The sequence below is a fragment of the Bacteroidales bacterium genome, assembly GCA_031275285.1.
In the GTDB taxonomy this organism is placed as follows: Bacteria; Bacteroidota; Bacteroidia; order Bacteroidales; family UBA4181; genus JAIRLS01.
The window spans coordinates 1-16,037 of record JAISOY010000074.1 but is presented as its reverse complement, the minus strand read 5'-3'; the positions used below and the strand labels follow the sequence as shown (position 1 = coordinate 16,037).

Sequence of the window (16,037 nt, the reverse complement as noted above, 5' to 3'; positions counted from 1 at the left end):
AATCCCAGTTTCTTTCAGATGAATTATACATCGAAAATATATAGAAATGACCAATATTTCGATTAGTATAGTCAATAACAGACTCTTCAAAAACAACCATTCATACTCCATTTTACCTATTTAATGTTTTTACGAAACGCAATACTGTAAATAATATCACAGAGGCCAGGAAGATAAAAAAGAAAACCACCCAGTTATTATTTAACCACGAATCCCGGCCTATAATTACCGGTATCGAACCGATAAAAAGGGCGACTGTGGTCAATCCGAACGATAAGCCCTTGTATTGGGGAAGTATATTCCAAATCGCTATTAATGTAACGGGCATGGTAAAATTGAATAAAAAAGCTCCCAGAATCCCGAGAACAGGTATTGATGGGAAAAAAGCAAGAAGCGGCATTGAGATCAGCAAACCTCCAACCCCGGTCTTCATCAACCCATATTTATCGGACAGAATTCCACCAAATACCTTACCCAGTGCTATTGCTGAAATAAGCCATATATACAGGAACTGGTTTTCTTTCCATGGAAATTCAACAGACAGGCCGATCAATGAACGTATGGCAATAATCATCATGATCAGGAGGATCATCAAAATTCCACCATTGGAAATACCCTTCGTCTTATTGACACGGATGAACCCAGGCGTAGCAACAAAACATAACAATAAACCGAGAACGACCAGTATTGATGGAAAGAACAAAAGCCCTACATTTAATTGAGAGATGGATAAAAAAGATCCTAATGCCAGTCCTATACCTCCAGGAGCTATATATATTCCGGAAAATGTGGCTTTTTTATCTTTTAGCGACAGCACCAGGCTTCCTCCACCAACATGGTATAAAGCGTTTCCGATACTCACCATGATCAATGCAATAAAAATGGTATTCCAAAACAAATATGAGGCAGCGATCAATACTACGCCCAAAATCGCCGACAGTTTAGGGCTTAATACTTTATCGATCATCAAGCCGAACGGAGCCTGTAAAACAAATGCGATGGCATTATAAAGCAACAAACTCAAAATGATGTGATCATTTAATGTCAACACTCCTAATAATAAATATGCACAAGCAGCATCTACCACCAGATGGGTAAAAGAGTACAACGTGATAAAAGGCGCAATCCGAAAATTCCTACCCAAATGCATCAATCAAAATTTTTCCGTAATTTCGACAGATCACCCTCGTAATCAAAATGTCTGACCGTATTTCTCCCATCATTGAATTTATTCACACGCTTCGTTTGATACAATATCATAATGGAATCATTAAATCCTGCTATGTTAAAATCCAGTTCCACTGTATGAATCGGCAGTGATGTAGTATCAAAAGTCTTTGCGCTCACGGTCAGGTTGGAACTGATCACGTGTTGGTCTTTTTCCCATTTTATTTTTTTCAGGTTCTTTTTTTCAAAGTAATCTTTTTTCACGGCATAAATTGTGAGCGGACATGCTTTATGAACCTCCAGACATGAGTCCGGCTGAACGACGTAAGCCCTCTTAGACTTGGAAACTGCCATACAATCACTACAACCGACTAAAACAATATCAGGAAAATCACTCAGATTGGTAATCCTCACACGTATTTTTGCTTGTGGATATTCAGTAAAAATAATATCACCATATGAATTAGCAGTCAAAAATGCTAAAATGATCAATAAGGTACATTCTATCTTTTTCATACCGTACAATGTCAGAATTTCTTTCTCAGTTTCGATAAATCACCTTCATATTCAAAAGATTCAACGGAGTCAGGGCGTCCATCTTTGTATTGGATGACCTGTGATGCCTTATACAGTACCATAGATGTTTTGTCAAATCCGGCAATATTAAAATTTACATCCATACTCTTAACACTCGATCTATCGATGTTAAAATCGTTCATATCGATGGTTATACTGGATTTTATCACATTTTTATCCTTCTTCAAATCTATATCGTTAACATCCTTCTTTTTCTCAAGATAGCTTTTTTTCACTGCATAAAGTGTGAGAGGGCATGATTTACTGAGCCCTAAACATGTATTCGGATCAACGACATAGGCTTTTTTCGAATTAGACCAAAGAGCCATACAATCGCGAAATCCTATTAATGCGATATCCGGATAATCATCCAGACCTTTGATATTGATGCAAATTTCAAATGATTGCGGCTCTGTCAAAATAATATCACCATATGATCTTACAGATAAGATGGCCAAAAGCAGTAAAATACATTTAATTTTTTTCATACTAAATGCCGTTTAAATAAATTACCCATAAACTGAAACAAGCTACCAGATTGTAACTTGTGTCGGAAAACATAGAGAACAGTTGAAAACGCTCAAATATAAGTCTTTTTTACTTTCAGATAGCAAAACCTCACATAATAATTGTCTTTATTTATGTATTTTAATTTCATCTGTTTATAATTTAATTTTTAAGGTCAGATGAACCCCGAAGGGCTCAGCGGAGCTAAATACGCCATAGATAATCATTACGGCGAGTGAACAGTAATGTTCATGGCTATTTCATCTTTCCTGAACTTCACCATCCGCTTTATCAGATCCAATGGTACCGGCTCGTTTAACGGAAATTGAACCGATCCTTTTCCCTGCTTGTATCGGGAGAGTTCCCTGGAAAACTCGGAATGACCGCTAGGTGTAGCATAAAAACCGATATGATTCCTGAATGATGCAAAATACACCAACGGTTTTTTATTCAGTTTATATGCAGGCATTCCATATGTAATACTTTCCTCCGCTTCAGGTACAATTTCTTTGATGACTGCACGGATTTGCCTCAATATCTCCTGAACTTCCAGCCGTTCTCCCGCAATGTACTCATCAACATTTCTGTAATTATCCAGCATTTTCCCTTTCTTAATTTTTATTCGCTCCAGATTCCATTCTTAAAAAGCTGGAACCATTTTTCAAGATCATTATCTTGATACAGTTCTAACTTTGCGAATATTTCCCTGGCGAACTCAATCGGGGCAATACCTTTGGCAGTTATGATATTCCTACCGGTAACAGCCAGGTCATTTACATAATCTTTTTCTCCTGAATATTCCGGAGCTATTCCTTTCAGGTAGTATAAATCATTACTGGTATGTTTCCGGTCATTTAAATAGCCTTTTTTTCCAAGATAAGCAGTAGCTGCGCATATAGCTGCTACTGTTTTTCCTTCTGCCAACAGATCTTTCACAAGAGCGTCCATAAAATCATTCTCCCCTTCTTCCCATGCTGTTCCTCCCGGGAGAATCAACATTTCCACTTCTTCCGGATGAATATCCTTCAACGAAATGTCCGGCATGACACGTAATCCTCCCATAGAAAAGACCGGATTTCCATCATAAGAAAAGTAAACCAGGTCAAAAGTCTTATTTTTTCTGATTTCAGGTGTGAGATAGGCGATCTCCCAATCGGAAAATCCGTCAAAAAGAAATATCATTATTTTCTTCTTCATATTTATCTTTTATTCTTATTTCGATATACTCATAAACAAAATTGATGCCTTTTTGTAAAGGCTGATAAATCTATCCTTATGGTTAATACTGTTCACGTCTTCATTGATTCCTATAAAATATTGGGTTGAACAGGTAACCTATAAATTTGAATCAGATATAATTACTTCAAAAATCGACCGGTATCTATACCTTTCTTTTCAATTTGATCAATGCTAATAATCCGTTCTCTTTATTCAACCATTTTTCTATTTCGTAAGGTTGGTATCCTAATTTCGAATACAACAAAATCCCTTTGGTATTTGTATTGAAACAGGAAAGATGAGATTCATGCACCTGATATTTTTCCGCTCCAATGTGCTCCATGGTAGTGATCAAAAATTCACCGATTCCTTTATGGCGAAAATCCGGATGAACAATTACATTCCCTATCGAACAGAATTCTTTTTCTTTCACTTCATAAAAATTCGCAAATCCGGTTATTTCTTCATTGTATAAAATCACGGTGGAATCAAATCTACTCCCAACCGTAACTTTTAACTGATCTACGGTCAACGGGAATTCTGCCTTTGGAAACATAAAAAATAATTCCTCTGAATTTTTCGGGAACCTACATATTTCCTCGAAATCAGATTCCTCAACCGGCCTATATGATAATTTTTCAAACATCTTCAATCTACTATATTTTCCTGTTCCCGACAAATTCCATGACCGTCCGGATCTTCAAATGTCGGTTATTTTCCATATGGTTCATTCCTGATTTTTCCGATCAGGCCGATATGCTTACTTTTTCAACTCTATACAAAGGAATTCAATATTATCTGTTTCAATCCTGACTCTTGTTTTTTGAAGAACAACTTTCCTCCTCTTTCAGGTGAAATTATCCTTTCGTCAAATACCGTTTTATCTTATCGTTTAATTCGTTAAAACTCTCTTCAACGGATTGGTGGGCGGTATCAATAATAATTCTCTCATTTTCCCACTGATGATATTCCCGGCTTTCCACCTCTTCCCATGTCGGCAGTTTCAAACCTTCCAATTCGGATTTCCTTGTCCGGACCCGCTCTTTATGTTCTTCTTTATCCGAACACCTGATCTCTATATGGATATACCCTGCTCCATTTTTATCAGCCACGTCTACCCATTCCCTGCGTGTAAGCGTTATCGGATTACACGAATCCGCCACCACGTTATGGCCCAGTTTCAGATTATCACCTGCAATTCTGTATGATAACCTGTAACCTTCGCCCTGCACGTCAACATTGCATAGATCCCGCAACGCCTGTTCCACAGTATCAATCCTCAAATATACCGCATTATATGCCTTTGCAATGAGTTTTGATAAGGTTGATTTTCCGGAAGCCGGTAATCCTGACAATATGAATAATACAGGTTTCACATTTATGTCCATATTATTTTGCTGCCAGGGGAGTATACAATTCTATCAGGTTTTCTTCCGGATCACGTAAATAAACCACACGCATTCCCCAATCTGGCATATCTATTGGCTGATTGATAAAATTGATCCCTTTTGCCAGGAATGATTGATAAGCTTCATCAACATCAGCCACCTCAAAAGATACCATTAATTTTTCCCGGTATCCCGATGGTTGAAGCTTGTCTTCATTACCAACAGCAGGAGCCATAAAATCGGAAACAAACAGGGCCAAGCCTTCGATACCATCCGCTACCTTAAAACTGGCATATACACTATTTTCGTCTCCCCACACAGGTTCCAGGCCAAGCTGCTCGGTATAAAACTTAAAACATTTTTTAAAGTCCTTCACCAATAATCTTACACCAGCAAATTTCATCATTTTATGGTTTTATTATATTTTTCTGATACGTAGACCGTGTGTTTTCGATAACACCATCCGTTTCGCCCCCTATCATCCGTTTTACGAAGATAATCGATTATTTCATACAGATATCAACAGTCATATTTTTATTTTTTTAAGAACGACTGCACGATAAAATAGACCAACGGAATAAAAATGAATCCTAACATTAAAGGTAAAAATCCGGTTCCAAGTCCGTCCGCCTGCCCATTTGCATATTGAATTGTCCGGAAGGTGATAAAACCAAAGATCAAAACAAGAATCAGCTTCAGATACCTGATAATCCGTGTTGCATTAGTGTACTGCTGTAACGCATTATTTTCAGTAATGTTTACAGGAAAATTAAAAATGTGAGGATACCGGTTCAGAATGGTTAATCCGATAAAGAGAACTGTTGAAATAACCGGTAAAATCAGAATATTTACCTTTCCTCCGAATCCGTCAGGCTGTCCGGCTGCATTATAATGAATTGGTATGGTATCCGGCAAGCCGGAATAGTGTATCAGTATCAAAACCCAAATAAGCCATACGCTGATCCAACCTGCGGCCTCAAACATTTTATCAGGTGTAGTAAGTGCTAACTTAATTTTGGGTCTTTTTTTCATATTTGTTTCTTATTGAGTAGATATATTTACATAGCACAATAGGGTGACAATCTGTTCGTCTGACAGGAACAACAATCAAATACAACCGAATTGCTAACTTCTTCTTTAGTATAAGTTTCATATGGATTTTACATTATTCTAGTCCGAGTTTTTTAGCAAGTTCTTCACAATATCCGTTTTCCCATATCCCTTTAAAAACTTCTCCATCTGAAAAGACATAAATACCTTCTCCATGATGTTATCCCTTTTTCCATGGTCCTTCGTAATAGCTTCCGTCTGCCCATTCATATTTACCCATTCCATCCATTTCGTTATTTTTCCATTCACCAATATATTTATTGTTTGTATATTCATCTGTTTCAGCTTTACCCCAAAATTTTGTTCCAAAACCGTGCATTAACCCATCTTTCCATTCTCCATCATAGTACCTACCAGGAAATTTCGATTTGTCTCCTCATATTACAATACCTTTACCTTCTGATTTCCCATTTTTCCATTGTCCTTTATATTTTGCGTCTTCGCTTTTATCATAATAAATTCCATAACCATAGTATAGGTCATCCTTAAATTCACCTTCATATGTATCTCCTGCAAAATCAGAAGTCCGGCCAAAATATTGAAATCCCTGCCCATTCAATTTACCATTGATCCAAGTCCTTTTTTCTATTCCATTATCTTTCCAGACCCTCATCCCTTCTCCATTTTCACAGTCACCCCTACAAGACCATGAGTTTTTCGAATCACAGCCTGTGATAAAAGATAATAAAATAAAAAATATCAAATTCATTCTTAGCATCATTCATTCTTTTAATTTCAATCCCCAAAATCCGGATTTTCCTTTCACAGTATATTACAAGGCGTTTCTTATAGCCTTTATATGTGTTTCGCGTTCTAATGAATATGTTTTGCTTTTCAAGTTACAGAGTTCATAGAGCTGTAGCGCTTTTTCAAGATATTTTTTCGAATTGTCACTTTCATCATTGATACCAATCTGAAAAAAACATTCTGCCAAAAGTTCAATGTTTTCAATATTAAATCCTTCGAAACCGGATATATACTCATTTAATTCCTCAAAGTTTAGATGCAATAACTTATCGACATCAAAATTCACCTCATCCAACAACATTCCTTTTTCATTTTCGAACTGCTTCTCAAGGGTGATTGCTGTGTTGCCTTTTCCACCAAATAATTTCTGTCTGATAGTACTTATTATTGCTCCTATTTTTTCAATTTCTGTCAGGATGTAATCTTTTCGTTCCATAATTATTTTTCTGCTTGCTTTTAAAATTATCTCTTACTATCGAACAAATATATTAGAAAACGAGGAAAAATTACTTGTCTCGATTAATTTAACAATGATAAATCCATGTGTTAAAACAAACTAAAAGCAGCTAAAATAGCTTACATTTTTAACAACGGCCAACTTACAGTTGGGTGCAACAAATGGACAATCAATTCGTCCGACTATCAACTATGATAACAGACAGAAGTAAGTAGTATCACATATTAATTAATGAGATATTGGATTTGGTTCATAAAAATCGCATGTTCGTTAAGTATTTTTGCGCTACATTGCAGAAAGCATGACTTTTGCGACATGTTTCATTTTTTAAATTAAATATTCATGAAAAAATCGACCATTATTTTGATGCATGTTGGATTCTGCTGCATGTATATACTCTTATACTTGGGCAGTTTACTTTTAGCTCGACATATTACTACAGCAGAAATGATGCAAGCTAATATACTGCATGCTTTATTCATGCCTGTTATATTCTATGTGTCTTACGGCCTAATGTACTTATATTTAAAGGATAAGAAAAACATTATATATGTCATATTGTTTTATTTGATTGCTTTTTTCGTTCCTGAATTGAAGTCCCTGTTTGCTCCGCTTATTGATCTTTTCTTTAAGAATTCAAAAGTTTCCTGGCCCCATTCAGTAGGTCTAAACGTTGTCTTTTTGATAGCGACTATACGAACTTCCATTTGGGGCGCATTATTTTATTTAGGAATTGACTGGTTCCAAAAAAAGAAACAGAAAAAGGATCTTGAACGACAAAATCTTCAATCGGAATTGAAATTGCTCAAAAATCAGATAAACCCTCATTTCCTGTTCAATACGCTCAACAATATAGACAGTCTAATTACATCGAACCCGGATAAGGCATCAAGTATGTTGGTGGGATTATCGGGAATGATGCGCTATATGATTTACGACACCAACTCAAATATCTCGCCGCTTTCACAGGAATTACAACAAATCAGGAGTTATATTGATTTACAGGAAATGCAGTATGCGAATCACGATTTAGTGGACTACTCCGTAAAAGGCAATTATGAAAACATTGAAGTGGCGCCCATGTTGTTTATCCCATTCATTGAGAATGCATTCAAACATTGTACGGATAAAACGGTGAAACATGCCATACGATTTTCATTCAGGATGGAAGATAACAAGATATATTTCGAATCGGTGAATATTGCCAATCCGGCACAGCATATAGAAAAAGACAGTACCGGAGGTATAGGTTTGGAGACCGTCAAACGCCGGCTGGAACTTCTTTATCCCGGCAGGCATAAATTGCAGATTGACGAAAAAAATGATTTATTTTGTGTGTCTTTAAGTGTTGACACCCGATGATCCGTTGTATTGTAATAGACGATACGCCTCTGGCTATTGAAAAGTTAGAGGCTTTTATTGTGCAGGTTCCGCTGTTACACCATCTGCAATCGTTCAGTAATGGATTAGAGGCGGTTATGTACATGAAAACGAATTCTGTTGATCTGGTTTTCCTCGATATTCAAATGGAACAGTTTACCGGGCTGCAATTTATCGAAGCCTTACAGTATCGTCCGAAGATCGTGATCGTGTCGGCATATAACCAATATGCGGTGCAGGGTTTCGACTATAATGTGACGGATTACCTGCTCAAACCATATTCGTTCGAGCGTTTCCTGAAGGCGGTTGATAGGGTACAGGCGGAAATGCAGGTAAAAACTGCTAAAAATTACATGTTTGTGAAGACGGAATACCGTATGGAAAGGGTTGATTTCTCGGATATTCTTTTTGTGGAAGGTCAGGGGGCGTATCTACGAATAGTTACCCAACAGACAAAGATCATGACGATCCAAAATTTTCAGAGTATGGAAGAAATCCTGCCATCGGACAACTTTGTGCGGGTGCATAAATCGTATATTGTGGCGATGGACAAGATCGAATCTATTGAACGAAACGTCATTCAGATAGCAGGGATACGGATACCGGTCGGAAAGAATTATCAAAATAAGTTCTACCGGCGGTTATGAATTCCGGCAGTATTAAAAAAAGCGAATATGGCACATAACGATAATGATAACGGATAGAAAAAACGGACGCACAACAGATACTGTCGTATAAGTGCTAGCAAAGCGTGATGAAAATGAAGTGAGTCCCAAAAAAAGCCAATGAAATATCAACGAAAATCTTAATAATATAGTTTAATCATGAAAAAAATATTTTTTGTTAGCATTATTGTGTTTCAGGGAATTTTACTTTTTGCTCAAGAATTTCAAGTCCCCACAAACTACAATCTGGTAAAAGTTGAGGATTATGCAACGTATGAACAGGACATAATAAACTGCGTTAACTGGCTTGCTAAAAATCCGGTTGACCAAAATATTGAAAAAAGAAAAGCGGCCAATACTTTCCTGATGAAATGGATAACCGGAAGTCCCAGTGTAAAAATAGAACTTCGGCAGGAAATCGTCACTTTCATGTCGAACCCGGATATCCTAATGGCATTCCTGGGTGGTTGGGCAAAATATTCGCTTGAAACGAAAGATGTTTCTGATCAACTAAAAGGTAATCTGGCTGGGTTGGAAAATGCTATTCTTGTTTACAACAAAAACAAAAATGTCATAGGAAAAGATAAGAATATAGAAAAATACATCAAGCTTCAATCCAAAGGAAAACTTGAAACAGAAATTGCGAAAAGGCTGGCTCAATAATTGAGTTCGCCCGAAGCGTATCTTAATTTTCACGACGGACTATTCGGAATAAGGTTGGGAAGAATAAGGGATCTCTGCCAGAAAACGATCTCTTTTGATCCAGAATTTACAGATGGAAAGTACTTCCCTGCAATAGGCTGACGGACGCAAATACCATTTCACACCAGCGCTGAAACGCCGGGTATCGATCTTAGCGCGGCGCATGGTGTTCTCAGCCCTGTATGCATGATAATCACTGGTGATACAGGCTACAGTAAAGTCACGCCCGGAAAATAATACATGAAGTAATAACTTTGAAAACATCACATTTCCTGTAGTACTCCTCGAACGGTCTTCCACATAAATTTGTCCGCCGTATATTCCATTCTGCATCAGGTAACGTCTCATGGCTTCAGCTTCCGCGATCTCTTCGTTTCGGCCCCGTCCGCCACTAAGGATCACAATAGCATCCGGATTTTTCTCCAGATACTCCAGGCACTTGTCCAGCCTTGACTGTAGGGTAGGTAAAACGGTCTCCCCCCTGATCCCACAACCGAACACCAGGACACAATCTTCATCAAATGTCACGGTATCACGGTTCCCATAAATGATAATCATAGTAGTTACTGTTAAAAAGAAAATGATACCGATGCCCGCCAGTACCAGTAATGTTTTCTGCAATCGTAACGGCAACTCGTGAAACCATAACCCGACAGCTATCAATATGATCCCTGCGGCGTATGCAATTGCATTTCCGATGGTAAATCCATAAGCTATAGATAAGATTGTAGCCCCGACTATCAAAAGAAGACCGGTTATTATGGCTGCTTTTTTAATTATATTTTTCATACGTATCATCTATTCTATAAAAGCATATATTCTCCCTTTCCAGTACACAGGAGTTTCTTCATATGGTTCATGATCAAAAGTAAAATGAAAATCCGCTTTCATCACTCCTTTATCCCACATTTTTTTATCTACCATTATCTGTCCACCGTTACAGGTATACCTTACTTCACCTTTTCCGGAAATACTATTCAGCACGACAACCGGCATACACCTGCCCCTGAAAATCTCCATCTGAAGGTGGCAATGAGTCGCAGCATTGGTATGGGTATAGCATTCCACCGTTTTTCTTCCCTTTTTACGAACCGTAATGAAATTGGTCCCTGCGAATTCGTAACATCCCGCATCACAGGATATCGTATGGTACAGATGGGCGGTATCCAAGATAGAGTAAAATACTTCCAGCGAATCTTCAAAAATCCGCCCATCCGGATCTTTCATTCTTTCAATTCCGTCCGGACATAACCCATCACAGCTCAGTTGTCCGAATTTGTTGACATAAATACCTTCCGGATAGCTCCATTTATCTTTGAATGAGAAATCACCGGACAGGCTGTCCATCCATTCTATCAGGACAGAATGATCATTTTTCACATACCGGACATCGGTGATCAGCTTATAGGAAATCAGGACAAGAGATAAAATCAAAAGAGGTATCAATCGTTTCATGTGATCAGCAATCCTTATCTTATATGACTGACATAATGCCCGGGCTGGACATCGATGTACAGAAACTGTATCGGATTGATTTCCTGCAATTCGAACAATTGTTCTTTTGTAAGGCGCGCATAACGAAGTTTAAAATGAAAGCTGTTGGGAGAATGACGAAAAGCATCTGATCGGAACAAATTTTTATAGCTTTCAAAAGAAGTAAGGTCCTTGTCGGTAAAATCGTTGAAACGATCGAATTTTTCCGAATAATCCAGCGCACGTAATTCTTTCAGGTTGGAAGAGTCTGCCAGATTCCCGATAAAATTCTGATGGTCATAGCCGGCCTGCACTTTTAATTCAATGATCGGCAGGTCTTCCAGATCGAAAAAAGACCGGTCAGGTGCCGAAGGTACGATAAGTGTTTCCAACCGGGGCATCCGGGAAACCAATCTGGCGATGGTCCCATTCTCTTCATAACTGCTCTGTTCATCGATAATACTGGTGTTATGATCTCCGGGATCGGTCAATGCCACTTCAAACTCCAACAGATTGGTAAACCGGACATCCGAATGCACCAGACGGGAAAAATCCCAGCTCCGCGTTCCGTTCGCTCCTGAATCAGGCCCTCCGAAACGCAGGACAGATACTTTTTCGGCATTCTCCTGTACCGTTAGGAAATCAAGCAAGGCACAGTATCCGTAATTGTATCCTTCTCCAAGGTCATCAGCTTTTACAGACGGATCGTCATCGTATCCTTCCCCGTAGAAAATGATCTCATACAAATCACCCGATTCAAAAAAATAAATCCGGGGTGAGTATACCAGGTGAAATCCATTCTCCTGTTGGTGATAATGTTGAAATATTTTCTCCTGTAACTCCAAAAGCCTCTCTTTCATCGTTTAATGATTGAATTTCAGTTCATAAGTAAGCCTGACCACACCATCAGCTATTTCATCCCTGGCTACCGGGCTCATGCCCATTTTTTCACAAATCTTTGCTGAAACTATATTATCGCTGTACATCCGGGCGATAATCTGCTCAAATTTCCATCCTTCTTTACAGAATGGAACAAATGTATGCAACAGTTCAGAAGCATAACCCTTATTCCAATATCCCTGATGGATGATGTATCCGATTTCCGCTTTAACCGACGATTGAAATGTATCAAAGAGCGATATTTCCCCGATCACTTTACATTCGGATTTGAGGAATACCGAATAAATACCAAAAGGATACTGTCCTGAAAACCTGGCCATCTTTTCCAGTAATTCGTTTTCCGTCCACGTCGATTTTCCGTTTCCGACCCATTTCATGGTTTCTGCTTGATTGTAGAATTCCAGAAAATCATGAACGTGTACAACATCAAAGGGTTGTATGATCAGCCGATCTGTTTCCAAAACATCCATATAACCCTGTTACCTATCAGACATCCTACTTATTAAACCTTTGAAAATCATACAATAGGTCTTCAATAGCTCAAATTGAAGTATTTCATTTTATTTTTTTCACCGATTGAAAATGCTCTTTAACAGCAGGGATGACCGTTATATCACGGGTTTCTCCGGGAATATCCTCAAGCTGTATCGTAGTATGTACCGGATATATCTGTAATGAATTATTTTCATAAATGTCATCATAATATATCACCGGGAATTTTACTGCCATGGCAGACTTTTTCGAAATCACCCTACCGGCATACATTCTTTTTCCATTGAGGGTTACAATAAAGATATATTGATACAACCCGGCTTTTTTCTCATATATTTTCCCGATCTTCGTATCTGATATTCTCAGTATCTGGTCTTTCCACCTGTATTCTCTGATATCTTGATCATCTATCAGTAAGGTCGCCCTGCTCAGATCAGCATCCTGCAAAAATGCGTTCCAGGTAGTGTCATAATCATACATGGCCAGTTCAAAATCACCGGTATAAGCGCGGTTAAAAAAATATATCTTGAACCCGTTTTCTTTGGCCAAAAGAAAATGCCCCATACTCATGGATAAAAGAATGATAAATACTATTTTTTTCATGTGATATTTCAGAATTTAATAAGATTGTTCATTTTCAACAGGTTGCTCATCCTTCGACGGCAGCAGGAAAGGTATAAACTGAGCCAGTAAATAAAAACCCAATGCAATACTGAAGAAAGTTTCATATAGGTGATATCCACCACATGCCGTGAATCCCATCCATATTTTAAGGGCTACCATCAGTACATAGGCGATTAATATTCCGGCAAGCCAGCCAATGGAAACACCCGCATCATTAAGTCGAAAAGCAGTATACCTGATATAAAAAATCACCGGTATAAGACATGCAGCGATGATAAATATCCGGAAAAAAGATCCGTGCAAGGACATCACAATAAATGGCTCTATAACTATGATCACTCCTGCAACTAATACTACTATAGCCACAAACCCCATTAGTTTGCCCAACCTGATAATATAACTGATAATTCCCAACTTGTTCCCTTCCTTGTATTCAGGCCTATCGACTTCTTCCTGATTACCGCGACGGGACAAAAGCAATAGAATAATAATGCCCAAAACCAGAAATACCGCCAGCGTGATGAGCAGCGCTTTTGGTACCATATCCAACATCGTACTGTTTTCAATAAAAGAAGCAGATATGGATAAACCCTGTAATGATGCGAAAAAGAAAAAATTCAATACTCCTGTGATTATGGATAAAGTACAGTTTCCGTTTATCATACGCATCCGTTTCAATGCCAATACAAATGATGAATATGAAAGAATAAATCCTGTGGGTATCAACTGAGGAGAAAAACCAGACATTATCTGGTTATATACAGTAAAAGAACTCAGCCATTCATAACCGAATCGTGATGTAAAAACCATATTGAGTGCATGATTGGCATAGATGCTGAAATGACACCCCAGTGTGATGAACAACAGGATAATCCCGGCAATAAACTCCCGGTAACTGATTTTCCCCCGGTAGTCGAACAATAAATTCAGAATGGTCTTGTCCATATGGTTATCATATTAATACACAGATTTAAACCGACAAAGGTAATAAATATACTGAAAAAGAATTGTCCGATACCAAACTTACCCCGTATGATTTCATTTTGGCATCATCACCAAAAAACCTTAATTTAGCACATTGATTTTACCCCTGTATGGGATTCATGATTCAATCATTAATAAAATGGATTCACCCGATCACACACAGATGGATCATTTATTGTTCGAGAACCGTGAACGTATTAAAGAACTTACCTGCATCAACCAAACGATCAGGATATTGAATACGACGTATCCGGTGGATGTGATGTTACAGCAAATATGTGATATCCTTCCCGCAGGATGGCAGTATAATGAACATACGGTAGCACGTATCCGCTATGGAGAACTGGAATTTGTTTCTTCCGGATTTATAGAAACCGGGTGGCGGCAAACCCAATCTTTTACTACAATTAAAGGCGGGCAGGGAAGTGTAGAAGTATTCTATACACAGGAATTTCCGGTCATCGATGAAGGTCCTTTTTTAAAGGAAAAACGAAACCTGATCGATAATATCACTATGATTATATCGAACCGGCTTAATAACATCGAGTTAGATGAAATGGCTTTAAAACGGGATGAAAACGAGCAGTCCGGAGAAGACCAGGAACCAGAAGAAGCTCCTCTTTCCCATATAGATAGCCGACAGTTGCTACAGCGTTTTTTAGCCAACCAGAATACGACCATCAATACCTTACACGAACTGATGCCGTTCAAGGTAAATGAAATCCTGATGGTGGCCACCCTCTATGATACTTTCTCCATCGAAAACGAAGGTAAATTCATCGAACATATTTTAGGTGAACATTACCAGAACAACATCATTTCCATGCCCCGCATCACCGGGGTTACTTCGATAGAAGAAGCCAAACGGCAACTCCAGCTGATCCGTTTCGACATGGTGATCATCATGGGAGGATCCGATCGCGAGATGCCTTTCCAAATCAGTAAAATCATCCGTGAAAAAAATCCGGTATTGCCAATTTTCCTATTGACCAACCATTCGGCAGATCTTGCCTATTATAAGGAAAGGATAGTTAAATATCCTACCATCGACAAGATCTTTATATGGAGCGGGAATACCAAGATATTTTATGTCATGGTGAAATACCTTGAAGACCGGATGAATGTGGACAATGACACACAGGTCGGTTTGATCAAAGTGATCTTACTGGTAGAAGATTCCGAAATCTATTATTCCAGATATCTGCCGTTGTTATACAGTAGTGTACAGGAGCAGACACGTAAACTGGTAGAAGAGGTCCATGCCGATAACATGATAAAAGTATTGCGGGCGCGGCTGAGACCTAAAGTAATATTGGTTTCTGATTATGAAGAGGCTATGAAAATGGTGCACAAGTACGGAGACAATCTGATGTGTCTGATTACCGATGTGGAATTCCCCAAAGACGGGGTATTGGTTCATGAAGCAGGGTTTCTCCTGGCCGATGAAGTCCGGGAAGTGGTATCCGACCTGCCTATTGTAGTGCAATCTGCAAACCGGGAAATAGCCCATAAGGCGTTTGAGATCAAAGCCACTTTCATTGCCAAAGATTCTGATTCTTTATTGCAGGAGATCCGCAGCTTTATTAACCATCAGATGGGTTTCGGTAATTTCGTATACCGTGACGGAACCGGGAAAAAGATCATCTC

At 38.5% G+C, this 16,037-nt stretch carries 21 protein-coding genes and 1 pseudogene; 4 read left to right on the top strand and 18 right to left on the bottom strand.

Annotated features, from left to right (window positions below):
- Positions 1–112: 112 nt before the first annotated feature.
- From LBQ60_07695 to LBQ60_07640, 12 genes and pseudogenes are all read right to left on the bottom strand, one after another.
- Positions 113–1,144 carry a hypothetical protein gene (locus LBQ60_07695; protein ID MDR2037789.1) on the bottom strand — a complete coding sequence of 344 codons (1,032 nt, stop codon included), beginning with the start codon at positions 1,142–1,144 and terminating at the stop codon, positions 113–115.
- 5 nt (positions 1,145–1,149) lie between these two features.
- The gene (locus LBQ60_07690; protein ID MDR2037788.1) at positions 1,150–1,683 is read right to left on the bottom strand and encodes a hypothetical protein; all 534 of its coding nucleotides are present in this window, start codon (positions 1,681–1,683) and stop codon (positions 1,150–1,152) included.
- An 11-nt stretch (positions 1,684–1,694) separates the two neighbouring features.
- Positions 1,695–2,231: a hypothetical protein gene (locus LBQ60_07685; GenBank protein ID MDR2037787.1), complete on the bottom strand. Its 537-nt coding sequence runs from the start codon at positions 2,229–2,231 to the stop codon at positions 1,695–1,697.
- A gap of 245 nt (positions 2,232–2,476) precedes the next feature.
- The gene (locus LBQ60_07680) at positions 2,477–2,851 is read right to left on the bottom strand and encodes a DUF1801 domain-containing protein (protein MDR2037786.1); all 375 of its coding nucleotides are present in this window, start codon (positions 2,849–2,851) and stop codon (positions 2,477–2,479) included.
- Between the two features lie 17 nt (positions 2,852–2,868).
- Positions 2,869–3,447, bottom strand: a complete 579-nt coding sequence (locus LBQ60_07675; protein MDR2037785.1) for a glutamine amidotransferase — start codon at positions 3,445–3,447, stop codon at positions 2,869–2,871.
- 184 nt (positions 3,448–3,631) lie between these two features.
- On the bottom strand, positions 3,632–4,024 hold the full coding sequence (locus LBQ60_07670) for a GNAT family N-acetyltransferase (protein ID MDR2037784.1): 393 nt from the start codon (positions 4,022–4,024) through the stop codon (positions 3,632–3,634).
- 301 nt (positions 4,025–4,325) lie between these two features.
- The gene (locus LBQ60_07665) at positions 4,326–4,844 is read right to left on the bottom strand and encodes an AAA family ATPase (protein ID MDR2037783.1); all 519 of its coding nucleotides are present in this window, start codon (positions 4,842–4,844) and stop codon (positions 4,326–4,328) included.
- Between the two features lie 13 nt (positions 4,845–4,857).
- A complete protein-coding gene (locus LBQ60_07660) occupies positions 4,858–5,259 on the bottom strand; it encodes a VOC family protein (GenBank protein ID MDR2037782.1) in 402 nt (133 codons plus the stop codon).
- 131 nt (positions 5,260–5,390) lie between these two features.
- The gene (locus tag LBQ60_07655) at positions 5,391–5,888 is read right to left on the bottom strand and encodes a DUF1648 domain-containing protein (protein ID MDR2037781.1); all 498 of its coding nucleotides are present in this window, start codon (positions 5,886–5,888) and stop codon (positions 5,391–5,393) included.
- A 238-nt stretch (positions 5,889–6,126) separates the two neighbouring features.
- Positions 6,127–6,312: pseudogene (locus tag LBQ60_07650) on the bottom strand (hypothetical protein).
- Between the two features lie 30 nt (positions 6,313–6,342).
- Positions 6,343–6,675 (bottom strand): hypothetical protein, encoded by a 333-nt coding sequence (locus LBQ60_07645; GenBank protein ID MDR2037780.1) that lies wholly within the window; start codon positions 6,673–6,675, stop codon positions 6,343–6,345.
- Positions 6,676–6,738: 63 nt separating this feature from the next.
- Positions 6,739–7,149 carry a hypothetical protein gene (locus LBQ60_07640; protein ID MDR2037779.1) on the bottom strand — a complete coding sequence of 137 codons (411 nt, stop codon included), beginning with the start codon at positions 7,147–7,149 and terminating at the stop codon, positions 6,739–6,741.
- A 588-nt stretch (positions 7,150–7,737) separates the two neighbouring features.
- On the opposite strand from LBQ60_07640, the gene LBQ60_07635 reads away from it, so the two are divergent.
- From LBQ60_07635 to LBQ60_07625, 3 genes are all read left to right on the top strand, one after another.
- On the top strand, positions 7,738–8,532 hold the full coding sequence (locus LBQ60_07635; GenBank protein ID MDR2037778.1) for a histidine kinase: 795 nt from the start codon (positions 7,738–7,740) through the stop codon (positions 8,530–8,532).
- A complete protein-coding gene (locus LBQ60_07630) occupies positions 8,529–9,197 on the top strand; it encodes a LytTR family DNA-binding domain-containing protein (GenBank protein MDR2037777.1) in 669 nt (222 codons plus the stop codon). Before LBQ60_07635 ends, LBQ60_07630 begins: the two co-directional genes overlap by 4 nt.
- Before the next feature lie 177 nt (positions 9,198–9,374).
- Positions 9,375–9,878 (top strand): hypothetical protein, encoded by a 504-nt coding sequence (locus tag LBQ60_07625; GenBank protein MDR2037776.1) that lies wholly within the window; start codon positions 9,375–9,377, stop codon positions 9,876–9,878.
- Positions 9,879–9,917: 39 nt separating this feature from the next.
- Here the strand turns inward: LBQ60_07625 and LBQ60_07620 are convergent, their stop codons facing one another.
- The 6 genes from LBQ60_07620 to LBQ60_07595 form a co-directional block, all read right to left on the bottom strand.
- The gene (locus LBQ60_07620) at positions 9,918–10,706 is read right to left on the bottom strand and encodes a YdcF family protein (protein ID MDR2037775.1); all 789 of its coding nucleotides are present in this window, start codon (positions 10,704–10,706) and stop codon (positions 9,918–9,920) included.
- Positions 10,707–10,715: 9 nt separating this feature from the next.
- Positions 10,716–11,372 (bottom strand): hypothetical protein, encoded by a 657-nt coding sequence (locus tag LBQ60_07615; protein ID MDR2037774.1) that lies wholly within the window; start codon positions 11,370–11,372, stop codon positions 10,716–10,718.
- A 14-nt stretch (positions 11,373–11,386) separates the two neighbouring features.
- Positions 11,387–12,250: a hypothetical protein gene (locus LBQ60_07610; protein MDR2037773.1), complete on the bottom strand. Its 864-nt coding sequence runs from the start codon at positions 12,248–12,250 to the stop codon at positions 11,387–11,389.
- A 3-nt stretch (positions 12,251–12,253) separates the two neighbouring features.
- The gene (locus tag LBQ60_07605; GenBank protein MDR2037772.1) at positions 12,254–12,760 is read right to left on the bottom strand and encodes a GNAT family N-acetyltransferase; all 507 of its coding nucleotides are present in this window, start codon (positions 12,758–12,760) and stop codon (positions 12,254–12,256) included.
- An 85-nt stretch (positions 12,761–12,845) separates the two neighbouring features.
- A complete protein-coding gene (locus LBQ60_07600) occupies positions 12,846–13,385 on the bottom strand; it encodes a hypothetical protein (GenBank protein MDR2037771.1) in 540 nt (179 codons plus the stop codon).
- Positions 13,386–13,400: 15 nt separating this feature from the next.
- Positions 13,401–14,351: a hypothetical protein gene (locus tag LBQ60_07595; GenBank protein ID MDR2037770.1), complete on the bottom strand. Its 951-nt coding sequence runs from the start codon at positions 14,349–14,351 to the stop codon at positions 13,401–13,403.
- A 178-nt stretch (positions 14,352–14,529) separates the two neighbouring features.
- Between LBQ60_07595 and LBQ60_07590 the strand changes: the two genes are divergently transcribed.
- Positions 14,530–16,037: hypothetical protein (locus LBQ60_07590; protein ID MDR2037769.1), on the top strand; the 1,508-nt coding region annotated here is incomplete at its 3' end.

Excerpts from the sequence above, each read along its gene's own strand:
- LBQ60_07690 (MDR2037788.1), bottom strand. The coding sequence starts at position 1,683 with ATGAAAAAGATAGAATGTACCTTATTGATCATTTTAGCATTTTTGACT.
- LBQ60_07685 (MDR2037787.1), bottom strand. The coding sequence starts at position 2,231 with ATGAAAAAAATTAAATGTATTTTACTGCTTTTGGCCATCTTATCTGTA.
- LBQ60_07680 (MDR2037786.1), bottom strand. The coding sequence starts at position 2,851 with ATGCTGGATAATTACAGAAATGTTGATGAGTACATTGCGGGAGAACGG.
- LBQ60_07675 (MDR2037785.1), bottom strand. The coding sequence starts at position 3,447 with ATGAAGAAGAAAATAATGATATTTCTTTTTGACGGATTTTCCGATTGG.
- LBQ60_07670 (MDR2037784.1), bottom strand. The coding sequence starts at position 4,024 with ATGTTTCCAAAGGCAGAATTCCCGTTGACCGTAGATCAGTTAAAAGTT.
- LBQ60_07660 (MDR2037782.1), bottom strand. The coding sequence starts at position 5,259 with ATGAAATTTGCTGGTGTAAGATTATTGGTGAAGGACTTTAAAAAATGT.
- LBQ60_07655 (MDR2037781.1), bottom strand. The coding sequence starts at position 5,888 with ATGAAAAAAAGACCCAAAATTAAGTTAGCACTTACTACACCTGATAAA.
- LBQ60_07645 (MDR2037780.1), bottom strand. The coding sequence starts at position 6,675 with ATGAATTTGATATTTTTTATTTTATTATCTTTTATCACAGGCTGTGAT.
- LBQ60_07640 (MDR2037779.1), bottom strand. The coding sequence starts at position 7,149 with ATGGAACGAAAAGATTACATCCTGACAGAAATTGAAAAAATAGGAGCA.
- LBQ60_07630 (MDR2037777.1), top strand. The coding sequence starts at position 8,529 with ATGATCCGTTGTATTGTAATAGACGATACGCCTCTGGCTATTGAAAAG.
- LBQ60_07625 (MDR2037776.1), top strand. The coding sequence starts at position 9,375 with ATGAAAAAAATATTTTTTGTTAGCATTATTGTGTTTCAGGGAATTTTA.
- LBQ60_07620 (MDR2037775.1), bottom strand. The coding sequence starts at position 10,706 with ATGAAAAATATAATTAAAAAAGCAGCCATAATAACCGGTCTTCTTTTG.
- LBQ60_07615 (MDR2037774.1), bottom strand. The coding sequence starts at position 11,372 with ATGAAACGATTGATACCTCTTTTGATTTTATCTCTTGTCCTGATTTCC.
- LBQ60_07610 (MDR2037773.1), bottom strand. The coding sequence starts at position 12,250 with ATGAAAGAGAGGCTTTTGGAGTTACAGGAGAAAATATTTCAACATTAT.
- LBQ60_07605 (MDR2037772.1), bottom strand. The coding sequence starts at position 12,760 with ATGGATGTTTTGGAAACAGATCGGCTGATCATACAACCCTTTGATGTT.
- LBQ60_07600 (MDR2037771.1), bottom strand. The coding sequence starts at position 13,385 with ATGAAAAAAATAGTATTTATCATTCTTTTATCCATGAGTATGGGGCAT.
- LBQ60_07595 (MDR2037770.1), bottom strand. The coding sequence starts at position 14,351 with ATGGACAAGACCATTCTGAATTTATTGTTCGACTACCGGGGGAAAATC.